Source organism: Streptomyces sp. JK94 (assembly GCF_053613315.1).
This window is the reverse complement of sequence record NZ_JBSICH010000071.1, coordinates 1-6,167: the sequence shown is the minus strand read 5'-3', so window position 1 is coordinate 6,167 and position 6,167 is coordinate 1. Positions and strand designations below refer to the sequence as shown.

Here is a 6,167-nt window from a genome sequence, read left to right as displayed (position 1 = left end):
CGCCACCGTACTGCGGCGCCGGCGCGGCGCGGAAACGGCCCCTGGGTCACCATCCGGTCACTCATGGTCCGACCCTGGGTGCAGCCGAGCCGCCGGTCCCGGACGGCTGCTCAGGGGGAGGAAACGCAGGTGAAAGGCACTGCGAAACCTTGGTATGGTTGTCCATGTCGCCGCGGGGAGCACCCCCGCTCAAGCGACGGGCACCTGGTCCGGGTGGCGGAATGGCAGACGCGCTAGCTTGAGGTGCTAGTGCCCTTTATCGGGCGTGGGGGTTCAAGTCCCCCCTCGGACACAAGTCGGGACGTTCACGAGATCGTCCCGAAGCGTTCACGAATTACCGGTCGAGTCATGTGACTCACCGGTATTTCGTCGTTTCTGGGGCCTTGAGCCTCGTGATCGGCTCGATGAGGAGGTGAGGCGGTGGCGGTCCAGGCACTGCGCCTCTCACCTGCGGAAACAGGACATGCCTGCGCGACGGCTGGTAGCCGTGGCGCAGGCATGTGGGGTTTTCAGGGGGCGGAGCGCGGCGGAGGTGTGTCACTCGCGTGGCGGCGGCTCGACCTGCTCGGTCGGAAGCGGTCGCGCCAGGGGCGGGCCGGAGGGCTCACCGGGTTGGATTGCGGCGCTCTGCGGGCTGGCTTTGCGGGGCTGGATGCCCTGGTCGCGGAGGAACCGTCGGATGGCTCTGAGGTTCGCCACGAAGATGATGACGGCATTGAGCAGGGTCTGTGCGACGCGTCCGTGCGGCAGGCGGAGCTGGGGATTGTCGATGCTGTCGAGGGCGGACTTCTTCAGGTTGCCGTTGCCGCCCTCGTTCTGACTGCGCAGTCCGGACCAGGCTTCCTGCCACAGAGGGGTGAACAGGGGGTATTTCTGCCGCCACTTGGCCAACACGGTGCCCGGGACGGTAATGCTCTTCCCCCTGCAGATGTCGGGGTAGACGGGGGTGTCCCGCTTGGGCTTGGGGATGGTGGGCAGGGCTGCCGGGGTACGCACGGTGGGGGCGTCGAGGTCGACGACGGTGGACGGGCGTGGCTGGGGCCGGCGATAGCAGGTGACCGTGGCGTGTGGCCCGAGGGCGGGGCACTGCCGACGCTGGTCCCCTGCGGGCCCGTACTCCTTGATCTTGGTCTGGTAGTCCTTCCGGGACTGGACCAGGTTGAGTGCGTGGGCGCGGTCCTCGTCCGTGCGGCTGTCGATGTACGTGACGCCCGCAGTGATGAGCGCGGCGGGCATCAGCGGGCAGTAGAACTCGCCACCGACCAGCTGCATGCCGCGGAACTCTCCCTGCCGGTCGACCTTGTCGTCGTTGTAGTGCTTCACCGCGTTGAGGCCGAGTTTGAGCAGCTGCAGATGCAGGTTGTGAGGCTTGGCCTGGGTGATGCCCCGGTCGGCGCAGAACAGGTCTTTGACCAGGCCTCGTTCGAAGGCCGGCTGGATGGCGCGCAGGGCGGCCGGGCCGGGTTCGGTGCCCGGGGTGTGAAGGATCATGCCGAGGCAGACCGCGGGGTAGGCGCCGGCGAGGTCGCCATGGCCATGGCCCGGGAACGCGGCCATCATGGCGTAGCGGAACTCTCTCTTCTCCGGCGCCTTGGCTTTCTTCTCCTGTCCCGACTTGGTCTTGCGAGGCACTGGCTTGTTTGCCGTGCCGCGCCGGGTGCCGGTGTTCGTGGAGGCCGCAGCTTTGCCGCTGGGCGACTTCTTCTGCGTTCCTCCCTTCACGTACATCCCGGCGGTGATCTCAAGCGAGGCCCGGTCCTGGTGGTAGTCCGGCTCTTTGCCCCAGACCGGAACCGGAGTGTCGTCGACCGAGATGTGGCCAGGCCACCGAGCGAAGTCGCCGCGCCGGTAGGAAGCCATCACCGGTGCGAGAATCAGATCCTGGGCGATGGCCTCCAGGTTGCGCACGGTCTCCTGGTTGGCGAGGGCATTCCACTTCCGTCGGATCTTCTTGGCCTCGCTGAGCGACAGTCGCTTGCGGCGGTCGTGTGGTGCCGGGTCGAGGCGCCGGGTCATCGAGGCCCAGGACCGGTAGACGCGCTTCGACGTCGCGTACTGGTGGTGCGCGACGCGGTCGATTTCTTCTCGGGTTGCGCCCTCGCGGATGTGCAGGTCGACGTCGGGGACGTCAAGGAGGGCTTTGGACCCTGGAGACAGGGCGAAGAAGAGCATTTCCCATGCGTCGTTGATGTTCGCGCTCTTGCCCATGTACTGCGACAAGATCAGGCCGATCAGCACTGTGCGGAACGGGAAGCCCTTCGGGCCTGGCCGGAGCTCGTTGGAGGGAAGGCGTTCCAGTACTCCGCTGTGTCGCACGAGGTCGAAGACCTGCCTCACAACGCGGTCGTTGAGGGTCCGGCCGGGGGCCTGCGGTGCAGGGCGTAGGGCTAGGCCGGTACGCCGGCAGGGTTTATCCTCCGGGTTCTTCCTGCTCATGCCGCCCCCCGCAACAGATCGGATGCCTCCGCTTCGGGCACGTCGTGGAGGAAGACGAGGTAGCGCGAGAGGCTGTGCAGGGTCCCGAGCCCCGACGCTTTGAGGATCACCTTCAGCGGAATACCTGCATTCAGCAGTTCGACGAGCCAGGTTGTGCGCAGCCGCTGGGTCTGCAGCACTGCACCGTCACAACGGCCGATGATCCGCGGGTACCTGGCCAGCCAGTCCGATGCGATGTGCTTGCTGGTGCGGTCCTGCCAGTCCGGTCGGAAGGCGTACGCGTCTGCCGGGATGTGGGCGGCTTCCGCCAGCAGCAGTTCCTCGTAGGCGTACCGGCATACGACAGTGCGCGGACGGCGCCCGTGAACCTTGACCAGTGCCCGGCCGGTGGGGCCCGCGAGGATGTCCCGCCCCTGAACGTACACAAGATCCTCAACGGCGAGCCCGCAGCCAACGCCAAGACAGAACAGAAGACAGGCGTTGCGCCGCTGGGCGGGGGTGGGCAGGCTCTGCGCCCAGATCAGCCAGTAGGCGATTTCTGCCGGCGGGTAGGGGGCCACTGGGGCGGCGGTGGCCTTCAGCCGGATCGGCGGATGCTGTCCGAGCTGGTCCAGCAGGAGTGCTTCGGATGCCCGGCGCAGCTGGCTACTGCAGGTTCGGCGGCTGTTGGTGGCCATGTCGCGGCAGCCGACGAGGATGAACCGTTCGACGGTGCTCTGGTCAAGGATCACCGAGGGTTCGAGCGGGAGGCCCTGGGCCTCGACCCAGGCGACCAGCCGTGCGAGCGGTGTCATGACCACGTCTGGGCCGTAGGGTCCCGCTGCAACGGCCATGAATCCCAGCGAGCGGACGACCGGAGCGATGCGGCGCCACTGGGCGGGTGGCACCGTCTCCGCCTTCGGTGCGTAGGTCAGCAGGCGATTCGACACAGCGACCTCCAGGCGCAAGGCCCATGACAGGTGGCCGGTTAACCGGCCACTGGTGTCAGTGTCGATCACGATCTGAAGGAACGCATCTTTATGACCGGAGGCCGAGCGCGCACGGCGCCGCCATGGAGCTACGCCGTCGATCCGGAGGAGTGGCCGGATGCCCGGATCGTCGGGGAGCCCGCCGCGGCGGTGGTCCAGACGATTGCCCGCCGCCTCGCCGCCGCCCTGCGTGAGAGGCCGGAGCTCTCGCTGCGTGCCCTGGCCGCCCAGAGCAACGTCGGCAGACAGACCATCGGCGATCTGCTGGCGGGCGCCACCTGGCCGGATGTGCTGACGGTCTGCCGACTGGAGCGCGCCCTGGGCCTGGCGCTCTGGCCCGGATCGAATGCGACCCAATGTGCTCATGACTGATCCCCAATTGCCTCTTTGAGGTCAGTCGTGCACGCTCAAGTGCGGAATGGCGCAGACGCCCTCTAGTGCCACCCGTGGGGGCGCTAGAGTGAACGTGCGCGACGGACCGGAACCCTGCCAGGAGAAGCGTCCGTTCGCGTGTTTGGCGGCCTCCCTCGACCGCTAATCGAGGGAGGCCTGCTTGTTGGGTTAGGGTCGCCCTCGGGTGGATCAAGCTGCCCGGGATGACAGCACGGCCCGGAACATTCCCGGTGCCACGTTTTCCACCTCGCCAAGTTGCTTCATACGGTTGAGGGTTTTTCCTACGGATGAGCGGACCGTCGCGTCCGCTCCCGGGCGCACCGCCGCCGCGATATCGGTGATGGACATTGCCTCTTGGGCGGCGCACAGGAGTGTGAGGATCGCATCGCGCATGCTTCCGTTACGCGGTGGCCCCAGGGTCCGAGTGCCCATGCCCGGGCGCGCATCTTCGGATGAAGGATCCTCGTCGGCGACAGAAACTTCAGGCGGACCCTCCCGGGAGGGTTGGGCGGTTCCCGCGTCCTCGCCAATGTCCGGTGGCTCTTCGCGGACATCGGTGGATTCGGCACCCTCGCACATCATCGCGTACGCAGCTTCCAATGTCGCCAACTCGCCGCGCAGTAAAGTGATCAGCTCCTTCACGGCATGCCGGGCCTGGCCGATGTAGACACCCTTGTCTGACGCAGGTGCGCTGGTCTGGTATCCCGCCATAGCGAACTCCTAACTGGCTGTTCTCTATCCGTGCGGGTGCTCGGCCGGGGCTCGAACAGGGTGCTGGATCGGGTGAGTTGTCGGGTGTTCGGACATGAAGGAAGGGCCTCTTGGTAGCTCGCGGATGTCGAGTCCAGCGAGGAGCAAGAGGCCCTGTTGTCGAAGTGTCGCGTGGTCGCAGTGGCCGGGTCCAGTCCGTCCACTCCTGGGTGTGACTGTCTCGCCCACAGGTTCGGGAATGCGGCCGACCGCCCGGGGCGCCGGCCCCGGTACGGCTCGGACATGAGCGATGCCGAGTGGGCAGCAGTGCGGGATCTGCTGCCGGTTCCGGGATGGCTGGCCGGCCGGGGCGGGCGGCCGGAGGGTTACTGCCACCGGCAGATGATCGACGCGGTGCGCTACCTCGTCGACAACGGCATCAAGTGGCGGGCGATGCCGTCGGACTTCCCGCCCTGGCCGCGGGTGTATGCCTTCTTCGCCCGCTGGCGGGACGCGGGACTCGTGGCCGAGCTGCATGACCGGCTGCGCGAGGCGGTCCGTGATGCCGAGGGACGCGACCGGGAGCCGAGTGCGGCGGTCATCGACTCGCAGTCGGTGAAGGCGGACGCCACCGTCGCCCTCACCTCGCGGGGCTACGACGCGGGCAAGAAGATCAATGGACGCAAGCGGCACCTGCTCACCGACACGCTCGGTCTGCTGCTGGCAGTGCTGGTCACCCCGGCGTCGACCACCGACCGGGACGCCGCCCGCCTCCTGCTGCCCGCGGCCCGGGGCCGCTTCGGGCGGCTGGCACGGGTGTGGGCCGACGGCGGCTACACCGGCCACCTCGTCGACTGGAGCGCAACGCAGCTCGGCGTCGTCCTGGACATCGTCCGCCGCAGCGACGACATCCGCGGCTTCCAGGTCCTGCCCCGCCGCTGGGTCGTGGAACGGTCTCTCGCCTGGTGCCTGCGCAGTCGGCGCCTGGTCCGGGACTACGAGCGGCGCACCGACACCAGCGAAGCGGTCATCCTGTGGTCGATGACCATGCTCATGAGCCGCCGCCTGGCCGCCCGGTGTCAGGAGCCTGTTGCGGCGCGGGCGGCATGAACCTGCCCGGTTTCGCTTCGACCAGCCAGCCCCGTTCCACCAGCCGTTTCAGCCGGGCCCTCGCCCCTTCGACGCGGGAGGCGGACGCGCTGTCCCAGCCCAGCACCACCGCCGCCCGCCGGGCACCCAGCCCGTCGCCTCCCGCATCGACCGCGGCGGCCATCAACGCCTGGTAGTCCGGCGACAACTCCGCCACCCCACTCGCGTGTCGCCGGTGCGGCACCGCCCGGCGAGGCCCGACCGCCTTCCTCCGCGGCACCTCGCCGGCCCCGTCGGCGGGTGCGTTCTCCTCGGCCAACGCTTCCAGATACTGCTCCAGACCGATCACCCGGCGCCGGTGCACCTCCTCCGCCTCCGCCAGAGCCGCCCGCACCCGTTCCAGCTCGGCTTCGAGGTCCTTCACCTGCGCGGCTGCGGCCTTCTGCCGCGTCTCCAGAACCGCCCGCATCGACGGCATCCGCTACCTCCACGACATCTCGCCCGGCAACAAGCCCAGGCTCCCGCAGCAGCTGCTACTTCATGCCTGACCAGCGAAGACGTCACACGAGGTTCGGAAAGAGAACGGTCTCT

6 protein-coding genes and 1 tRNA gene are annotated in these 6,167 nt (G+C 68.1%); 3 read left to right on the top strand and 4 right to left on the bottom strand.

Features of this window, described 5'->3' with window-relative positions; translation table 11 throughout:
* Window positions 1–207 precede the first annotated feature (207 nt).
* Window positions 208–292: transfer RNA gene (locus tag ACVV2G_RS33060), tRNA-Leu, on the top strand.
* Between the two features lie 245 nt (window positions 293–537).
* Here ACVV2G_RS33060 and ACVV2G_RS33055 read toward each other — a convergent pair.
* Entirely contained in the window at window positions 538–2,238 is a 1,701-nt protein-coding gene (locus ACVV2G_RS33055) for a hypothetical protein (protein ID WP_453846456.1), read from the bottom strand.
* A gap of 194 nt (window positions 2,239–2,432) precedes the next feature.
* A complete protein-coding gene (locus ACVV2G_RS33050; protein ID WP_453846455.1) occupies window positions 2,433–3,434 on the bottom strand; it encodes a hypothetical protein in 1,002 nt (333 codons plus the stop codon).
* Window positions 3,435–3,455: 21 nt separating this feature from the next.
* Here ACVV2G_RS33050 and ACVV2G_RS33045 point away from each other — a divergent pair, with 21 nt between their 5' ends.
* Window positions 3,456–3,776 carry a helix-turn-helix domain-containing protein gene (locus tag ACVV2G_RS33045; RefSeq protein WP_133889192.1) on the top strand — a complete coding sequence of 107 codons (321 nt, stop codon included), beginning with the start codon at window positions 3,456–3,458 and terminating at the stop codon, window positions 3,774–3,776.
* A 210-nt stretch (window positions 3,777–3,986) separates the two neighbouring features.
* On the opposite strand, the gene ACVV2G_RS33040 is transcribed toward ACVV2G_RS33045, so the two are convergent.
* Window positions 3,987–4,508: a hypothetical protein gene (locus ACVV2G_RS33040; RefSeq protein WP_453846454.1), complete on the bottom strand. Its 522-nt coding sequence runs from the start codon at window positions 4,506–4,508 to the stop codon at window positions 3,987–3,989.
* 282 nt (window positions 4,509–4,790) lie between these two features.
* Here ACVV2G_RS33040 and ACVV2G_RS33035 point away from each other — a divergent pair, with 282 nt between their 5' ends.
* Window positions 4,791–5,597, top strand: coding sequence for an IS5 family transposase (locus ACVV2G_RS33035; protein ID WP_453842038.1), 807 nt, complete (start codon window positions 4,791–4,793; stop codon window positions 5,595–5,597).
* Here ACVV2G_RS33035 and ACVV2G_RS33030 read toward each other — a convergent pair.
* Complete coding sequence (locus ACVV2G_RS33030; RefSeq protein ID WP_453842056.1) at window positions 5,539–6,045, bottom strand: hypothetical protein; 507 nt, start codon at window positions 6,043–6,045, stop codon at window positions 5,539–5,541. The genes ACVV2G_RS33035 and ACVV2G_RS33030 overlap by 59 nt on opposite strands.
* Window positions 6,046–6,167 lie beyond the last annotated feature (122 nt).